The 17,272-nt window shown below is 51.3% G+C and carries 12 protein-coding genes; 5 read left to right on the top strand and 7 right to left on the bottom strand.

Annotated features, from left to right (window positions below):
- Positions 1 to 139: 139 nt before the first annotated feature.
- From ACYVIY_RS28165 to amaB, 3 genes are all read right to left on the bottom strand, one after another.
- Positions 140 to 385: a hypothetical protein gene (locus ACYVIY_RS28165; protein WP_460980000.1), complete on the bottom strand. Its 246-nt coding sequence runs from the start codon at positions 383 to 385 to the stop codon at positions 140 to 142.
- Positions 386 to 398: 13 nt separating this feature from the next.
- Positions 399 to 662 (bottom strand): hypothetical protein, encoded by a 264-nt coding sequence (locus tag ACYVIY_RS28160; protein WP_460979999.1) that lies wholly within the window; start codon positions 660 to 662, stop codon positions 399 to 401.
- 263 nt (positions 663 to 925) lie between these two features.
- Positions 926 to 2,461, bottom strand: a complete 1,536-nt coding sequence (gene amaB / locus ACYVIY_RS28155) for an L-piperidine-6-carboxylate dehydrogenase (RefSeq protein ID WP_460979998.1) — start codon at positions 2,459 to 2,461, stop codon at positions 926 to 928.
- A 135-nt stretch (positions 2,462 to 2,596) separates the two neighbouring features.
- On the opposite strand from amaB, the gene ACYVIY_RS28150 reads away from it, so the two are divergent.
- The 5 genes from ACYVIY_RS28150 (at position 2,597) to ACYVIY_RS28130 (ending at position 8,770) form a co-directional block, all read left to right on the top strand.
- Complete coding sequence (locus ACYVIY_RS28150) at positions 2,597 to 3,598, top strand: fasciclin domain-containing protein (protein ID WP_460979997.1); 1,002 nt, start codon at positions 2,597 to 2,599, stop codon at positions 3,596 to 3,598.
- A gap of 252 nt (positions 3,599 to 3,850) precedes the next feature.
- The gene (locus tag ACYVIY_RS28145) at positions 3,851 to 4,405 is read left to right on the top strand and encodes an RNA polymerase sigma factor (protein ID WP_460979996.1); all 555 of its coding nucleotides are present in this window, start codon (positions 3,851 to 3,853) and stop codon (positions 4,403 to 4,405) included.
- Complete coding sequence (locus ACYVIY_RS28140; RefSeq protein ID WP_460979995.1) at positions 4,402 to 5,214, top strand: anti-sigma factor; 813 nt, start codon at positions 4,402 to 4,404, stop codon at positions 5,212 to 5,214. Before ACYVIY_RS28145 ends, ACYVIY_RS28140 begins: the two co-directional genes overlap by 4 nt.
- A 138-nt stretch (positions 5,215 to 5,352) precedes the next feature.
- Positions 5,353 to 5,880 (top strand): peptide-methionine (R)-S-oxide reductase MsrB, encoded by a 528-nt coding sequence (gene msrB / locus ACYVIY_RS28135; protein ID WP_460979994.1) that lies wholly within the window; start codon positions 5,353 to 5,355, stop codon positions 5,878 to 5,880.
- A 301-nt stretch (positions 5,881 to 6,181) separates the two neighbouring features.
- Positions 6,182 to 8,770, top strand: a complete 2,589-nt coding sequence (locus ACYVIY_RS28130) for a penicillin-binding protein 1A (protein WP_460979993.1) — start codon at positions 6,182 to 6,184, stop codon at positions 8,768 to 8,770.
- Between the two features lie 63 nt (positions 8,771 to 8,833).
- Here ACYVIY_RS28130 and ACYVIY_RS28125 read toward each other — a convergent pair whose 3' ends face one another.
- From ACYVIY_RS28125 to ACYVIY_RS28110, 4 genes are all read right to left on the bottom strand, one after another.
- Positions 8,834 to 9,997 (bottom strand): cellulase family glycosylhydrolase, encoded by a 1,164-nt coding sequence (locus tag ACYVIY_RS28125; protein ID WP_460979992.1) that lies wholly within the window; start codon positions 9,995 to 9,997, stop codon positions 8,834 to 8,836.
- Positions 9,998 to 10,104: 107 nt separating this feature from the next.
- On the bottom strand, positions 10,105 to 11,298 hold the full coding sequence (locus tag ACYVIY_RS28120; protein ID WP_460979991.1) for an aldose epimerase family protein: 1,194 nt from the start codon (positions 11,296 to 11,298) through the stop codon (positions 10,105 to 10,107).
- A gap of 84 nt (positions 11,299 to 11,382) precedes the next feature.
- Positions 11,383 to 12,429, bottom strand: a complete 1,047-nt coding sequence (locus ACYVIY_RS28115; RefSeq protein ID WP_460979989.1) for a glycoside hydrolase family 43 protein — start codon at positions 12,427 to 12,429, stop codon at positions 11,383 to 11,385.
- A gap of 138 nt (positions 12,430 to 12,567) precedes the next feature.
- On the bottom strand, positions 12,568 to 17,223 hold the full coding sequence (locus tag ACYVIY_RS28110) for a translocation/assembly module TamB domain-containing protein (protein WP_460979988.1): 4,656 nt from the start codon (positions 17,221 to 17,223) through the stop codon (positions 12,568 to 12,570).
- Positions 17,224 to 17,272 lie beyond the last annotated feature (49 nt).

The following is a 17,272-nucleotide window of genomic DNA, read 5'->3' as shown; positions in this document are numbered from 1 at the left end:
CACAGCGTCGGCGAAGTACTTCGTAGTCTGAGTGTTTGTATTTTGCCATACTAACAGCAAAATACAATTATTATAAGCTTATTCACGCATCAATAACTCCCAAATATTCATCATCAGTTGAACTATATAAAGAGAAAACCTAATGATTTTTCGGCGAATTAGTGCCTTCGGATAATAAGTGATATATACTAAAGCTCACTACAGGTATTAACCCATATACCAAAGCTTCAGTAAAATCAAAATCAGACTGAAAATAACTGCTTGTTCCTGGATAACTTGTAAAAGGCCAAAAATACGTACTATCACCTTGAACTATCATTGCTACTGTGAAAAGAAAGAAAAACCAGATTATACAAAAAGCAACTGCTTTTTTGTTATTTTTCATGAAATCACTCATATTAATTATTTTGATTGTAAAGAACATTAATTGTAGAAATATCATTAAATTCAATTCCTTCTACCAAAATTATTTCCGCTTTAACCCATTGTCGGCCAACCTCCTTCAACAAAGTTTCTGCTTCTTCAGCTAGGTATTTTAATTGATTTTTTTGTGGTGGCGCCCCTTCTCCTTTGTAATAGTATACACCAACATTGTTGGAATCAAAGTACACCCTAAGAGCATTGTAAGGGAAATGATCCGGCTTTGTTTGTCTAAATGCCATTTTTATACCAGTTAAAAAATACGCAAGAACCTACTCTAGGTACGTGAAGTTGACAGCATACATCTTCCGATTACAAAGTAATTACAAATTAAGTGTCACCTATAAGTATTCTACCTTCATGAATTATAGCTTGCCTGGCTATAAAGGAATTTGTTTAGCATAGTACTTCCAAATCGCAGTGATCCAAAGTGAATAAGCGGTAGATATAGCCAAAAGCCCTAACTCAAAAGTCGGGGCTTTTGGCTATATACACTTATGTATGCTCATAACTCGAACGTAATACCCTGCGCCAGGGGCATGGTGGTGCCGTAGTTGATGGTGTTGGTTTGTCGGCGCATGTAGGCTTTCCAGGCATCGGAGCCGGATTCACGGCCGCCACCTGTTTCTTTTTCGCCCCCAAACGCACCGCCTATTTCCGCACCAGACGTACCGATGTTGACGTTGGCAATGCCACAGTCGGAACCAACCATCGACAGGAAGCGCTCAGCCTCCCGCAGATTCAGCGTGAAAATGGCGGACGACAGACCCTGGGGCACGGCGTTCTGCTGCGCAATGGCGTCCTCTAACGTAGTGTACTTCAACAAATACAGAATTGGCGCGAACGTCTCCCGCTGCACTACCGGCCACTGGTTCTCGGCTTCGGCAATGCATGGCTTTACGTAACAGCCCGATTCAAACCCCAACCCATCTAGCACACCCGGCTCCACCACAAACCGCCCCCCCGCCTGCCTGATCTCGTCAACGGCCTGCTGGTAATTCCTGACCGCAGCCTGATCGATCAGCGGACCAACGTGGAAGGATTCATCCAGCGGATTGCCAATACGTAGCTGGGCGTAGGCTTTCGTGAGTCGATTCTTTACGTCGTCGTAAATACGTTCCTGCACAATCACCCGGCGGGTCGTGGTGCAGCGCTGCCCGGCCGTACCCACCGCCCCGAATACCATCGCCGGAATAGCCAGCTCCAGGTCGGCATGTTCCGAAACGATGATGGCGTTGTTACCGCCTAATTCCAGCAGACTCTTTCCCAGTCGACCGGCCACAGTTTCGGCAACCGCCTTCCCCATGCGCGTACTACCGGTAGCCGATACCAGCGCGATACGCGGGTCGCGGGCGAGCCATTCTCCCGCATCGCGCCCACCCGTAACCAGGCACGATACACCTTCGGGAATGTCGTTATTACGTAGTACGTCGCCAATAATCTGCTGACAGGCCAGGGCGGTCAGTGGCGTTTTTTCCGACGGTTTCCAGATGCAGACATCGCCACAGACCCAGGCAATCATGGCGTTCCACGACCAGACCGCTACGGGAAAATTAAAGGCTGAAATGATGCCGACGATCCCCAGCGGGTGCCACTGCTCGAGCATACGGTGGGCCGGACGTTCGGAGTGCATCGACAGGCCATACAACTGACGCGACTGCCCTACGGCAAAATCGCAGATGTCGATAATTTCCTGCACTTCGCCCAGACCTTCCTGTAGTGACTTACCCATTTCGTAGCTCACGAGTGTGCCTAGTTCGCGTTTGTAGCGCCGGAACTGATCGCCCATCTGCCGCACAATTTCACCCCGTCGCGGAGCCGGAACCTGCCGCCATTCGGCAAACGCGGCTTGCGCCGTTTCCACAACGCGGTCATAATCAGCCCGCGTCGATACGTGAACACGGGCAATCAACTGACCGTCGGCGGGTGAGTAGGAGTCAATTGTTTTTTTATCACCGGCCGATTCAAGCGGCCAGAACTGCTGACCGGTGCTGGTACCCGGTTTTACAGGTTGCGTTGGTAACGGAAGAATGGACTGCATATCGCCAAATTGAGGTTTGTTGAGAATCAGCAAATCTACCGGCTCAGCCGAAACTCTGCGCTTCTTATACTAAACTTTTTAGATAAAATGCGGTTAAACGAGGACAACTCAGTAGGCCACTAACGATACAACGTCATGAAAATCAAGCAAATTATTGTCCCACTAGCGCTACAGGTTGGCCTGTTTACAACAGTCAGCTGGGCGCAGACAACGCCACCCGGCACGGCAACGCCATCGAGTTACCCCATTGGTGCCGTAGCCCCAGATTCTGCATCCGGCGCAAAGGCATCCCGGAGTCAGAAACGAGCGATGAAACGCGAACAGAATCGTATGAAACAAAACGCACGGGGTACAAGTGCTTCCAGTACGTCCCCATCTGATGGTCAGTACCGAGAGAGTGCAACCAGCAATGGTACGGCCGTTAACAACAGCAATACAACGAATTATAACAGCAACAACGTCACCAATGCGCCAACGGGAGCGGGCAGTAACCCGAATGCTACGGCAACGCCAGGCGATAGCGGATCAGGTACCAGCGTTAGCACCTCGGGCACTACAACCCGAAGCGACATCAACAGCGGAGCCCCTAAAACTGGTACTGCCGCAGCCGTTACGGGTGCCCGCACGACCGAAGAACCTGCCGTTAAAGCGGGTACGACGGTACGTAACACAAGCATCGGCGACTTTATCGCGTCGTCGCCTAACTACGTAACGCTGCAAAACGCCCTGCAGTCGGCAGAGTTGGATCAAACGTTGAAGGGAACCGGTCCTTATACTTTGTTTGCCCCATCTAACAGTGCGTTCAAAAAGCTACCGGCCACCGTGCAGGGAGGTCTGCTGGAAGGCCGCAACCGCGACGCGTTGAAACAGTTGTTGTCGTATCATGTCGTGAATGGGATGGTGAGCGCAGCGGAGTTAACCCAGCAAATCAAAGCTGGCAATGGCAAAGCGCAGTTGAAAACGCTCGCGGGTACAACCTTAACGGCCCAACTCGGGTCTAACAATCGCGTTATGTTGACCGATGAGCAGGGTAACACCGCCACCGTTGAGGATACCGATCTAAAACAGATGAACGGCGTAGTACATGGTATAAGCAGTGTGCTGATGCCCAAGGGGGGCACTTCCGCTTTTCGTTAACCAACGAATTTGTTAACCAAGTAGACTGACACGTTGACGCTGTTTCTTCCGTACATGCAGCCCTTGTTCTAAACGGAGTGACCGATTGCGTGTTAGGCGCAAGTTACGGTCACTCCGAACTGGTTTATGAATTTCACGAAGTTATGTGTAGTATCGACTCCTCGTTATCTATCCAAATTGGGCGGCCATCGGGGTCGGCTTTTACTTCTTTGAATTTCTAGTATATTTGGCTCACTTAACACCGCCGTTTGCGTGAAACGCCAGTCTTCTCTAGTTTCGGAAAGTGTTCTGATCGAAAAGCTTCATCGGCGCGATCAACAGGCTTTTCAGTGGCTCTACGACCAATATTCACCCGCTCTTTACGGGGTTGTTCTGCGCATCGTCCGCGATGAAGAACAGGCCCAGGATCTGCTGCAGGATATTTTTGTTAAAATCTGGAAGAATCTGGATGCTTATGACTCCTCAAAAGGCCGTTTGTTTACCTGGATGCTCAATGTAGCCCGGAACACGGCTATCGATGCTTTACGCGCCCGCAAAACGCAACCCTCTGGTGCAATCCGAACCGACGAAGATAACGTACATATAGTTGACCGCCAGCATCACACTGAGCAACCCAACCCTGACCACATTGGCATTCAGGAAGTGGTTGGTCAGTTGAGGCCCGAACGGAAACAGCTAATTGATCTGGTTTATTTCGGAGGATACACCCACGAAGAGGCCGCCGAAGAGTTGAATCTGCCGCTGGGAACCGTAAAAACCCGGATTCGGGCCGCGTTGCAGGAGTTAAAGCAATTATTCAAATCATGAACGTAACAGAATATATAGCGTCTGGTATCTTAGAGTCCTACGTTATGGGAGCGGTGAGCGACCAAGAACGGCGGGAGGTCGAGTGCCTGTCGTCTATTTATCCTGACATACGGCACGAACTCGATCAGTTAGCAATAGCGCTCGAATCATATACTCAATTGTATAGCGTTGAGCCACCCGCATCCGTGAAAGAAAAGCTGTTGAAGCAACTCGACTTTCACGAGCCTGAGCAGACTGTTGTTCGGCCCATGCCAGTTAGTCTTCCTTCGTCCTCAACCTTCCGCACCACCTGGATGGTGGCGGCTTCGGTGGGATTATTGTTATTGATCTTCTCATTTTTCCTGCTTTCCCGACTGCGCAGCAGCCAGGAAACGCTGGCTACGCTTCGGACGGCCAACGGCTCGATGCAATCCGAGCTTCGTCAGATGCGCGATCGTCAGACCCAGACAGACCAGGCGCTGGCGCTGTTGAGTCAGCCCGGCACCCGTACTCTGGAATTGCACGGCAATGAAAAGGCACCCCAAGGCAACATGCTGGTCTTCTGGAACGCCCGTACGCACGAGGTAGCCGTTGAGGTTAAATCACTGCCTCCGCTGCCCGCAAACCAACAGTACCAGCTTTGGTCTCTAGTGGGCGGCAAGCCGGTAGATGCGGGTGTATTCGAAGCAAGCGCTGCCAATGCCTTGATTCAGCGGCTAAACCGACCGATCGACCACGCAGATGCGTTTGCGGTAACCATCGAAAAACGCGGTGGAAGCCCCACCCCTACGCTCTCGACCCTGCTAGCGATGGCTTCGGTCGACGCCTGAACGTAACCCCGATTTTTCTTGTTTTCATTACGTCGGCTGATCACTAAATAAAGCTGGTCAAATCTTCTGTATACGCTGGCAAATATGAATTGCCTGACCGATGTCATTAACATTCATTGAATTTTCTGAGACCAAACTATGAAACATACCCTGTTTTTGCTGTTGCCCGTCTGGTTAATTTCTGGTATTGCCTTGATGGGTGGCCGGCCTTCAACAGCGCCAGATCATGCTGTTGCTCCGTCAGAACGCATCACCGACGACACGCCCCCGAAGGGTCGGCGCGTGGTTAAAACCAATGCCGAGTGGAAGAAGATTTTGACCGCCGACCAATACGCTGTACTTCGCGAACATGGCACCGAACGGGCATTTACCAGCCCGCTGAACGATATTCATGAGCATGGCGTGTTTTACTGTGCCGGCTGTCGCAACCCGCTTTTCTCGTCAGATACTAAATTTAACTCGGGAACCGGCTGGCCAAGTTTCTACGCGCCGATCGCCAAGAATGCCGTTCGGGAAAACAGTGACAAATCCTACGGTATGGTACGCACCGAAGTTCTCTGCAATGTCTGCGGAGGTCACCTTGGTCATGTATTTGATGACGGTCCAAAACCGACGGGACTGCGCTACTGCATGAATGGCGTAGCAATGACCTTCGAGAAAAAATAGCAATGCGGATACGATTGAGAGGACCCTCCTGATCGTAAGTGGTTTTTACTTATTTTCTGTTGACCCAATCCGTATAATTTAAGAGCCGGGCAGTATACGCTGTCCGGCTTTTGTATATCAGATCGGCCGAAAATACGTTATATTTGACGCCCGGCGCATATTCGCCCGGTCAGTCAGCCAGGGGGCCATACCCATCAGGCTGATGCCACTGTGCTGATCACGGTGTTAACGTTGTATTCGCCGACAGTTAACTCCGCTGAGCAGTACCAGACGTAACGACTAAGATCTTGACTAAAAACGCATGAGTCAATACAGGGAGCGATTCCGCGCTGTCCGGCACGCTTTTGGAGCGTTTCGGCAACGAATCCGACAACGCCGAACGCAACTCGGCAGCGTTAGGCGCGGAGTTGGCCGACAAATCTATCGGCAAACCGCTCGAATCGCCGGTGAGGAACGCGTCAGTTCCTGGGCCCAGACGTACCAGCAGTACCGCAATCGTCTTCGCTCGTTTGTTCATCAGTACGTAGACCCCGAATCCTGGTACTACCCGTACCTCAAGAATGGCATTAAAGGTCTACTGTTTAGCTTGTTAGCTTTAGGCATTTATGTCTTTATTCTGAATAACAATTTCCTGTACCTAACCGGCGAAATGCCCAGCGTAGAGGAACTTCGTAATCCAAAACTCAATCAGTCTTCAGAAATTTACTCGCAGGATGGGGTAATGATTGGCAAGTTTTACGCGGAAAACCGAACGCCGATCAAGTACGAGAATATTCCAAAGCAGCTGATCAATGCGTTGATTGCGACCGAAGACGCCCGTTTCTACGAACACAATGGCGTTGATCCACGCGCCATCGGCCGGGCCGTCATTAACCTCGGCAGCGAAGGGGGCGGCTCAACCATCACGCAGCAGCTCGCCAAAAACCTGTTCAAAACTCGCCGTAAGAACAATTCCGGCCTGTTGAACCGAATTCCGTTCATTCGGAAAATCATCTATAAATCGAAGGAATGGCTTATGGCCATTAAACTGGAGCGCAACTTCTCGAAAGAAGAAATCATTACGTATTACTTCAATACCGTTGACTTCGGCAGTAATGCGTTCGGCTTAAAAACGGCGGCCCGGACGTTCTTCAACAAACTACCCGATAGTCTGAACATTCAGGAGGGGGCGGTACTCGTGGGTCTGCAAAAAGCAACCACGAACTACAATCCGCTGAAAAACCCCAAGCGGTCGAAAGAACGACGGAATGTGGTGTTAAGCCAGATGGCCAAGTATAAATTCCTGACGGCTGCTCAGGCTGATTCGATCAGCGCCTTACCGTTAGTCACCGAATTTACGCCCGAAAATCCGTACTCAGGTCCGGCCAGTTACCTGAAGAACGTAGTACAGGACTACGTTAAAAAATGGGGTGAAGAAAATGGCTACGACCTCTACACGGATGGTTTACGGATTGTAACGACTATCGACTCGCGGATGCAGACGTACGCCGAACAGGCTACCAGCGAGAAAATGAAGCAGCTTCAGCGGACATTTGATAACCACTGGCGCGGGCGTAACCCCTGGACCGACGAGGATGGCAACGAACTCCCCGGTTTTATTGATTCGGTTGCTCGTCGTACCGAACGCTATAAAACCCTGAGCCGCCGATTCTTACCACTTTACCCGGATTCGATCATGTACTACATGAAAAATGTCAAGTACAAGATGCGGGTGTTTAGCTGGACGAATAAGCGCGGCTACGATTCTACGCGCATGACGCCCTATGATTCAATTGCCTATTACAAGCACTTCCTGCAATCGGGTATGGTGGCGATGGACCCCCATACCGGCTATATCAGGGCCTGGGTCGGCGGTCTCAACTACGACTACTTTAAGTACGATCACGTTAAACAAGGTAAGCGACAGCCTGGATCAACGTTCAAACCCTTCGTATACACCGCAGCCATTGACGATAGCCTGGTAAACCTCAGCCCCTGCGACCGGATTCAGGATCGGCCATTCCGCAAAGAATACCGGGAGAACGGGGAAGATAAAGTTTGGGAACCCCGCAATTCAACCGGGTACTACTCCTACTCGAACATGACCCTGCGCCGGGCGCTGGCGCGGTCGGTTAACTCCATAACCGCCCAGTTGACTGACCGGGTTACGCCGGAACGCGTGGTCGAATACGCCCATCGTCTGGGCATTAAGAGTCGTCTGGATGCGGTTCCGTCCATTGGATTAGGGTCTTCGGACGTATCGCTTTATGAGTTGGTGGCGTCGTACTGCACCTTTGTTAACGACGGTGAAGCGATTGAACCGCTCATTGTACAACGTATCGAAGACCGCGATGGCAACGTAATCGAAACCTTTACGACGCAGCGTAAGCGGGCTATTAGCGCGGAAACCGCGTTTCTAATGCGCTACATGCTGCAGGGTGGCTTGCAGGAATCCGGTGGTACCTCCCAAAATCTGTGGTCGTTCAACCTGTTCAAGAACCGGCACGAAATGGGCGGTAAAACCGGAACAACCTCGAATAACTCCGACGGCTGGTTTGTGGGTGTATCGAACAACCTGGTGGTCGGGGCCTGGGTCGGTGGCGATGATCGGAGTATTCACTTCCGCTCAACGGACCTCGGCGAAGGGGCCAAAACAGCCCTGCCGATTGTCGGTACGTTCCTTGAAAAAGTATATGCCGACACTAAATTCAAAAACCTACAGGGTCCCTTTCCAAAACCGACGATTCCGATCAGCAAGGAATATTTAAACTGTGGTTATTCAGGCGATGAAGAAAGCAGCAGCGAATCGGATTCAACCGAAGTGTCGAGCGAAGTAGGTGATTCAACATTTGTTCCTACGGCACCGGCCCCAGATCCCACAACGCCCCCTGACACAACAAATACCCAGTAAATAATGGGTGCGGATATATAAAAAGCTCCTGGTCCGATAAACCAGGAGCTTTTTACGTTTTGTCTATTTGCCAGCGGCCTGTTTAATGGCCGCGACTTCAGCCGGATCGACCGGCGTTAGGTCCTGCTTAAATACTTCATGGAACCAGACGGATGGCTCACGGCCGTTGACATATGGCTTCTGCCAACTGTCCCAGGGCAGAAAGGTCTGCGTTTTTCCGGCCACAAAGCCCCAGTTAATCATACCTACTTTTGCTTTTTTCGCGATGGGCAAGTGCGTCTGAAACTTGCTGTTGACACCCCTGGCCATGTATTCCGTACAGATGACGGGACGACCCATTTTCTGTAATACCGGAATAACTGCTTCTAAATCCGTCGGCTTCGAGTACTGATGGAACGTAATAATGTCGGAGTTCTCAAACTGTGCCTTTTCCATCGGTGTCCACTTAGCCGGGTTGCCCCAGTCTTCGGGTCCCCGATAGATCCAGACGCCACACGTCAGCGGCTGGCTGGCACCGGCGGCTCTCGCCCACTGAAAAACCTGCGGCAATAGACTGGTTATTATGGCGATCTTCCGCTCCTTGGGCAATTCCGTTTTAATCGTATGGTTCTGCCCGTAGCTATTGTCATTCGCATTGTCGGGCTCATTCCAGATGTCCCAGGCCAAAATCCGCCGATCGTTTTTAAACGCACTCACCACACCCTTTACGTAGGCCTCCAACCGTGGGTACTGCGATACGTCCGACAAGGCATCAGCGCCGGGGCTTTGCAACCAGCCGGAATTATGGATTCCCGGAGTTGGCTCATGCTGTTTGCCCAGCTTCGGCAGCGGGTCCCAGCAGGAATCGAACAGAACGAGCATCGGCCGAATCTTGTGCTTCGCACAGATTGCCAGAAACTGATCGAGCCGTTTGGTGAAGCCGGTGGCATCCTGCCAGAGCAGATCGTGCAAAAACACGCGCATGGTGTTCATGCCAATGCTTTCGGCCAACGCCAATTCCTTATCAATAGCCTGCGGATCGAACGTATCGGCCTGAAACATTTCCAGCTCGTTAATCGCGTATGCGGGGGCGTAATTCGCTCCAATCAGGAATGGTTCTTTGGCGTACCAGGCATTGGCTTTAGCAGCCGACCAACGCCCATTTTGAGCGAAGGTATTCGGAATAATAAACGCAATGAGAAGCAGGCATAGCGCTGCACAGGATCGCAGTTGGGGTTTAGAAATCATAGATGAAAAACGTGAAATACGAACAAAACAACGAACGCCAGATTCGACGTAGCGGTACCAGGCGTCAACAAACTATGGACTGCAAATCAGAACTACTGAGCTAAGGCTTACTTGACAACCGAAAAGCGGTATTCTGTAGTCTGTCGATACGTTTGGCCCGGTTTCAGAATTGTATTTGGATAGGTTGGATGATTAGGCGCATCGGGATAGTGCTGGGCTTCGAGCGCGAAGGCTTCGCGGAAGTTGGTGGCTTTGCCATATTTTCCTATATCATTTCCTTTGAAAAAGTTACCGCCGTAAAACTGCAAAGCTGGTTCGGTGGTCAGAACTTCCATTTTAATACCCAACTTGTCGCCCGTTATTTCGGCTACCTTCGCCAGTCCATTTCCGCCCTTATTAAGGACCCAGTTGTGGTCGTATCCTCCACCAAAGGTTAACTGTTCGTTCTTCTCATCGACCCGTGCGCCAATCGCCGTGGGCTTCCGAAAATCGAATGGAGTCCCTGCTACGGAGGTCGGCTCTCCCTGCGGAATCAGCCCTTTATCCACAACCGAATACCGATCGGCGTTAATCATGAGCACGTGGTTGTTGATCGTTCCACTAGCCTCACCATTCAGGTTGAAGAAACCATGACTGGTCGGATTGTAGGGCGTAGCCTTATCCGTCGTCGCTGTATAATCGATTTTCAGCCCGCTATCATCGGTTAAGGTATACGTCACTTTCGTTGTTACGGTACCGGGAAACCCTCCTTCGCCATCTTTGGCTACATACGTTAATTCGAGGGTCTGGTCGTTCGTCTGGTTAGCGTCCCAAACCTGCGTATGAAAGCCCGTCGGGCCGCTGTGGAGTGTATTGCCGTTGTTGTTTAGTTCAAGTTGGTACGACTTACCATCGAGCATAAATTTTCCCTGCGCAATTCGATTACCGAACCGGCCAACGATGGGTCCGTAGAAAGGTTCATTCGCCTGCTCGTAGGCCTTGAGTGAAGTAAATCCTAGAGCTACGTCGGTTATTTTACCAGTTTTGTCGGGAACCAGCAGGCCAACGATACGAGCGCCATAGTTGGTGATTGCGACCTGAACGGTCTTATTTTTCAGTATATACAGCGCAGTTCGCTTGCCTTTAACCGTGCCTTCAAAGGCGGTCGGATCAGGCAGTTTCGCGGTTAGCATGGCTGTTGTATCCCCAGTTGCAACAGCAATTGAATCAGCGGCTTTCTGTTCGGTTTTATTGGCTTGCTTGCAGCCATTGAGACTAGCCAAAGCGGCCAGTCCGACCGAAAAAACAATAAATTTCAGCATTGACATGAAGGCGGTTAATAAACGGGTAACTAGACTGCTGACCGTTCGACCAGCGACTGATTAACTACGTAGCAGCAGCTTGTGTTATTCTTCGCCAGGAACTGGCATCGGCGTTTTAGGCATAGGCTTACCGAAGTTAGGTGATCCGTCGGCATTCCACGTAAACGGCTGAATGTGGGGTGCCCGCTTATTTCCGCATCCATCCGTCGCGGACGAATTGGCGTGATAAATCATCCAGTCTTGCCGACCGTCGGCAGAGCGAAAAAATCCTCCATGACCGGGTGCCCATACACCGTTTTCGGGTGCCTGTACAAACACCGGCTGCGGACTTTTTGTCCAGCTTTTTGGGTCAAGCAAATCGCCCCGCCCATTGTACGTAAGCAGGCCCAGGCAGTAATCCAGCCAGCAAGCATTGGCCGAATAGACAATAAACAGCTTACCATTATGCTGCAGGAATTGGGGGCCTTCGTTCACGTAAACTTTAGGGACCTCACCGTTACGTTGCCAGGCCTGAGGCACATCGCCGTGCATCTCCCAGGGCAGATCAGGTTTTGAGATTCGTACGCGATCGCCGTCCAGAGTCCAGGGATTTTTCAGCCGGGCCAGATAAATATCCTGCCGCCCGTTCGTGGTACCCTCCCACCCCGACCAAGCCGCATACAACTGCCCGTTATACTCCATCACCGACATATCGATTTCCCAGCGATCTGCTTTGTCCGCGACTTTTCCTTTTAGGGTCCATTCTCCCTGCATGGGGTCCGGGGATTCGTTTTCGATCACCCACACGCGATGCGACAGGTTGTTGAGCGAGTCGGCAGAAAAATACACGTACCAGTTTCCGTTGAACGAATGAATTTCGGGTGCCCATAAGTCCCTTGAATAGGCCTGTCCAGGTGGTGGTGTGTAGATGACCTTTTGTTCGGCGGTAGCCAGATCGGCCATATTCCGGGTTCGCCAGAGCGTCAGGTTTCTACCGGTCGTATTCATGTAGTAATACCAGCCATCTTTTTGCAATACCCACGGATCGGGACCTGATTCCTTAATGGGGTTTGTAAACAGCCGTTGTGCCCACAAAGCAGGGCTACCAATCAACCAGAAGAAAAGCAGGAAACGGATCATTCGATACGGCATACTACGCAGGATTGGGGAAGAGTAACGGATCAACAGTTACAAAACGTAAAGACTGAAACTATCAATTTTACCCTTATTTGGCCTCTTACAAGCTAAACAATCAAGTCAACAGAGCGGCTGTTACGTCCCCAAATACCGTTAACGGCTGCTCGTCGTGAACGTAGAAATGGTGTTGGGAGCGGGATCATCCGCCGATTTGGCTGGCGTTAAGCCAGGGGTGATCCGTTTGCCGCCAAAAAGCCGGTTGAACGAACGTGTGTAGAGAAAACTGAGCCCTCCACCAGTTGCAATGGTACTGTTGACGCTGTACTGACTCAGGATACTTTGCTGGTTCCGGTTATACACCTTGGCCCGGAACCGACCGTCGGACGTAATGAAATATTCGAGTGTCCACTCTCCCAGTAAACTAGCCGCATTATACTGACTTTGCCCGTACGTGAATCCACCATCGCGGCTAATCCGGAGCCGGTCGTTCAGCAGTCGATAAGAGAAACGCAGCTGCAAGTTATTGAGCAGATTTTCGTTTTGCGTGCCGCTGGTAAACCCACCGAACGAAACGCCGACATCCAGATTTTCATCCAGATTAGAAGCGACCCGGCTAATCTGATTCGACAACAGCTCACTCACGCTGTTGAACACGCCCGAGTTAACCTGGTTCTGATCGAAGAAGCTCGTCCCTTCCGAAAGCAGTTGGTTAAACAGCAGTACGCTGCTCACCTGCCGGGTCAGTTCCTGCTCATTACTTTGAATACGCGACTCAAACGCCGTTACTGCCTGCCGGAAATCCGACGAAGCCGGGTACTCTTTCACGTCCAGGTCGTAGCTGATTGCAGGTGAGGCCAGATCACCATTCAGCTTAATCAGCAAATCGACCGGGTACCGGCGCGACTGATCAGCCCGCGTGTTGGTGGTAGAGCCATTCATCGAGAGCAAAGGAGCCAGTGAGGTGTACTGCGTATAAGCCGCTGTTACGTCCAGCAGGGCTCCGTAAGGGTCACCAGTCCAGGTAATACGGCTGTTGGGGCGGATCTGGAAGCGTTTGTTGATGATATTCTGGAACGTAAAGGTGTAATCGCCTTTATCAATTTCGTAATTACCCGTCATCGTGAAGTCGCCTTTGGTGTCGACTTTCATAGCCAGACGTCCCTGCCCATACGCCTTGATAATATCACCGGTCTGGCGATCAAGCTGAATTTCGCAGTAGGCATCCGGAGTAATGTTAAAATTGAAATCCATCTGAATGCGTGACAGATCAATTTCGCCCAAGGTGTGATCGTTACGCTGATTGCCAGTCTGACTGGTCGGTTTGCCAGTAGCCACATCCGTCCGGTTTACGAATCGAATCTGATCGTCGGACGCTACCGTCGTGGCTCCGTCGAGCGGAATATAGATACGCGTTCCTTTATTGCTGGCGACGTTCGCCCGAATAATGAGGTTATCGATCGGCCCGGTCAGCTCGGCTTTACCGGTCACGAAGGCTTGGCCGTAGAACAGGTCATTATCTTTTACGGTTGTGTTCAGGATTCGGAAGTTTTTAAAATCGGCGTCGAAGCCAAACGTCAGATCGCGGAATCCGTTGTGATACACCCCCCCACGTACCAAAGCCGTATTGCCTTCCAGATCGCGAAGAGTCAACCGACGAGTAATAATCTCGTTCTCGCCGAAATAGATGTTATCATCAAACGTAAAGTCGGCTTTCAGGTAATCGAATCGGCCCCGGCCACCTTTTACCGCTACTTCGCCTTTCAGAACGGGCGCAGAGGGTGTTCCGGTGATGGCCACCGTACCACTGGTTACCCCACCCAGATTGGAAAACAACCCGGTTGTAAACGGCTCCAGAATCTTCAGGTCGGCACCGTTCAGATCCGCAGCCAGCGTCAGCGGGCTTTTCGGTTTCGTAGGTACGTAATTGCCCAACAGTTTCAGCACATCAACACCCTGCCGATTGATATTGGCCGTCGCATTCAGCCGCTGGGCTAGTTGATCCCATTCCACCTGGCCCCGTACGTCCCCAATGAGCGCATCCTGGTACGATAACGCGCTGAGCGAAAGGGTGCTCTCTACGATTGGTGTTTGGTAGACATTCCGGACGGCGAGCGTGCCATTCAATGTACCGCCAAGCGTTGTACTTAAAACGGGATTCAGCGAAGCGAGCAAAAAGTTATTGGCTTCTATCGACAGCATTTCCAAAGAATCGGGCGACAGCTTACCCGACGCACGAATTAACTGATCCTGATTCCGTACTGATAAATTTCGGATGGTGTAGTCATCGCCCACCTTCCGGATCAAACTCTGCGGATTCAGGATCCAGTCACCATCCAGTACCCGCAGCTTCGATTCGCGGAAGGTTAAATCGATTGCGTCGCCTTTGAAGCGGAGTTCGCCCGTCAGATTCGCGTGATTCAGGCTGCCAGCCTGGTCGATGCTTCCGGTAAAATCGATGTGATCGACGTCCCACGACGCTTCAGCCTGCAAATTCCGGGTTGGGAACTGGGCGCTGAATGCCTGCCGTTGCGACGTAACAATTGCCGAAGCCAGCACCTCTTCGCCGTAGGTAAACTTAGACGTCGTCAGATCCAGATCACTCGGGCCAAATCCCAGGGTGCCGATACGTAACGAATCAGTTTTGGCATTAGCCGTCAGGAATGACGTATTATCGACCGTGAACCGACCTTCTATCCGGGTAGCCGGGGCGATATAAACGCTGGGGCTCAGGAAATTCAGGAGCGGACCGATGTTCTTGCTGATCAGTTGGTAGTCGATGCTATAGCGCTGACCAGCTCCCGCATATTGCTTTGCTGACCGATTTGCCTGTTGGCGTTTCCGATCGTAGTACGCACGCATACCAGCGGCATCACTGGCAAAATAAAGCTGGTATTCGCGGGCAAGCTGCGCCAGGTCGTCAATCGTACGCTGCGGCTGGAAATCGCCCTGAAGCCGGGTAGTCAGAAAGTCAGATTCGAGATCGAAATAGCGCTGGTTACCTACCGAATCCCGTCGCTCTACCGACGACACAACCGTGAGTTGGTCAATATCCAGGCTACGGCGATTTAGTGTGAGCGTAGCATTGCTAAAAGCTGCGTTTCCAACAATATCGTCGAGTTTACTACCTTCCAGCCTGACATCTAACTTTGTTTTGACAACCAAAGAGTCACGCAGGTAGCCCAGCGCCCGGAAATCGGCGTGCTGTATGGTACCCCGTAAATCGTAGCGGTCGCGAGGACCGGTCAGGTCAAATTCACCATCGAGGGCAAACGCCAGATTCGGGTCCCGAATGTCGACCTGCCCGTGAAAAAAAGCTTTCTGTAAGTTACCACGGGCGGTGATATTCTGATACTCGTAGCCCTGCCAGCCAAAGCGCCCAAACTGTCCGTCCAGATCGAGATTGGCCCGTTCTACATTCGTCCCCTGCCCGGTGATACGTCCCTGACCGTCTATTTTCCCGAACTGATCCGCCTGATCGATTAACTGACCCAGGTCAAGGTTTTCGGCCTGCAACGTAGCGGTATAGGTCGTTTGATCGGAGTTGGCGGCTAATTTCAGCGCCAGGTCACCCGTTACGTTCCCGATGCCCGTCTGGAATGTTCCTTTGGTCTTGAAGTTGTCAAAAGCTCCGGCAAAGGTGGCGTCGAACGCTACGGTTCCGAGCTTCTGAATGGTTTGGTTGAACGACGAATCGGGGTAATACTGACGGATGTCAGCCATGTTCACCACGGAAGGCGTAAACGCAAAGTCAACCGTCGTTTTGTCCATATCGGGCAGCCCTTTCCAGGCAATGTCGCCTTTCAACTGACTGCGACCGTTTGCGCCAAAGTGCAGATCCGTGTTGCTCAGCTTGAAATCGTTCACCGTACCGGCAAAGAGACCCGTAAGCAGCCAGGTTTCGTCTAAACCGCGCAGGTATTCCGAGAAGTAACCTAAGTCTTTCGAGCGGACTTCGCTGTCGCGAAAACGGGCGACCATCCGTACGCGGCTGTTAAAATCGCCAAATGCCGACGGTTTATCGTAGTAGAACGTCAGTTCGTTCCGAATGATGGAGTTGCCAATATGCGCGTATAGATTCGCCAGCTCCATTTTGGTATTGCAGTACAGAAACCGCGTATCGAGTTGCCGAATCTTAATGCGCGAATCCCTGTCAACACCCGTCAGACCTTTGATGTTCAAAGCAATCGTATCGCCCAGAATGAGCAGATTACTCACATCAGCGTTCAGGTGCTGCAACGTAAAGTGATCGTAGTCGAACCGCTTCCGGTCGTTCATCAGGGGCTCGCGGGGGTCGTAGAGCGTATAGGAGCCATCGGCCAACGTAACGCGAGCCACCGTAAACGGAACGTTCTGATTGGGGATGCTGGGTTTGGTTGGATCAGCGGTTAACTCTTCAATCCGAGCAATGAAATCATCCAGATTGGTATCGCCGTTCGCGGGATTTTTAACCATCTGAACATTGGGCTTGTACAGCACAACCTCGTCGAGATGGATGTTATGCGCTGACGAATCGATCAGGTTGCGCAGGTTATAATCCGCATCCAGGCGCCCCACCGTAATCATGGGGCGGCCTTGACGATCTTTAATGGTTATGCCTTCGAGCGTCAGCGAATCGAACCACTTGATGGAAACACCCTTGAGCGTAACAGGAAATAAAAGCTTATCGGAGAGCCATTTAGCGCCTTCCTGAGCCAGGCGCGTCTGCACTTCCGGAAGTTGCAGACTCAGCAAAATGCCCAACGTCAAACCGACTACCGTAAGACACAGGTAGAGCAGCGTTTTAAGGAATATTGCAAAAAACTGACGCATCCGGGGCGGAAATGCCTAATGTACAATGAATAACGGAAAACTAGCGCAC

It is taken from the genome of Spirosoma knui (assembly GCF_054780635.1).
This window is presented reverse-complemented; position numbering and strand designations above follow the sequence as displayed.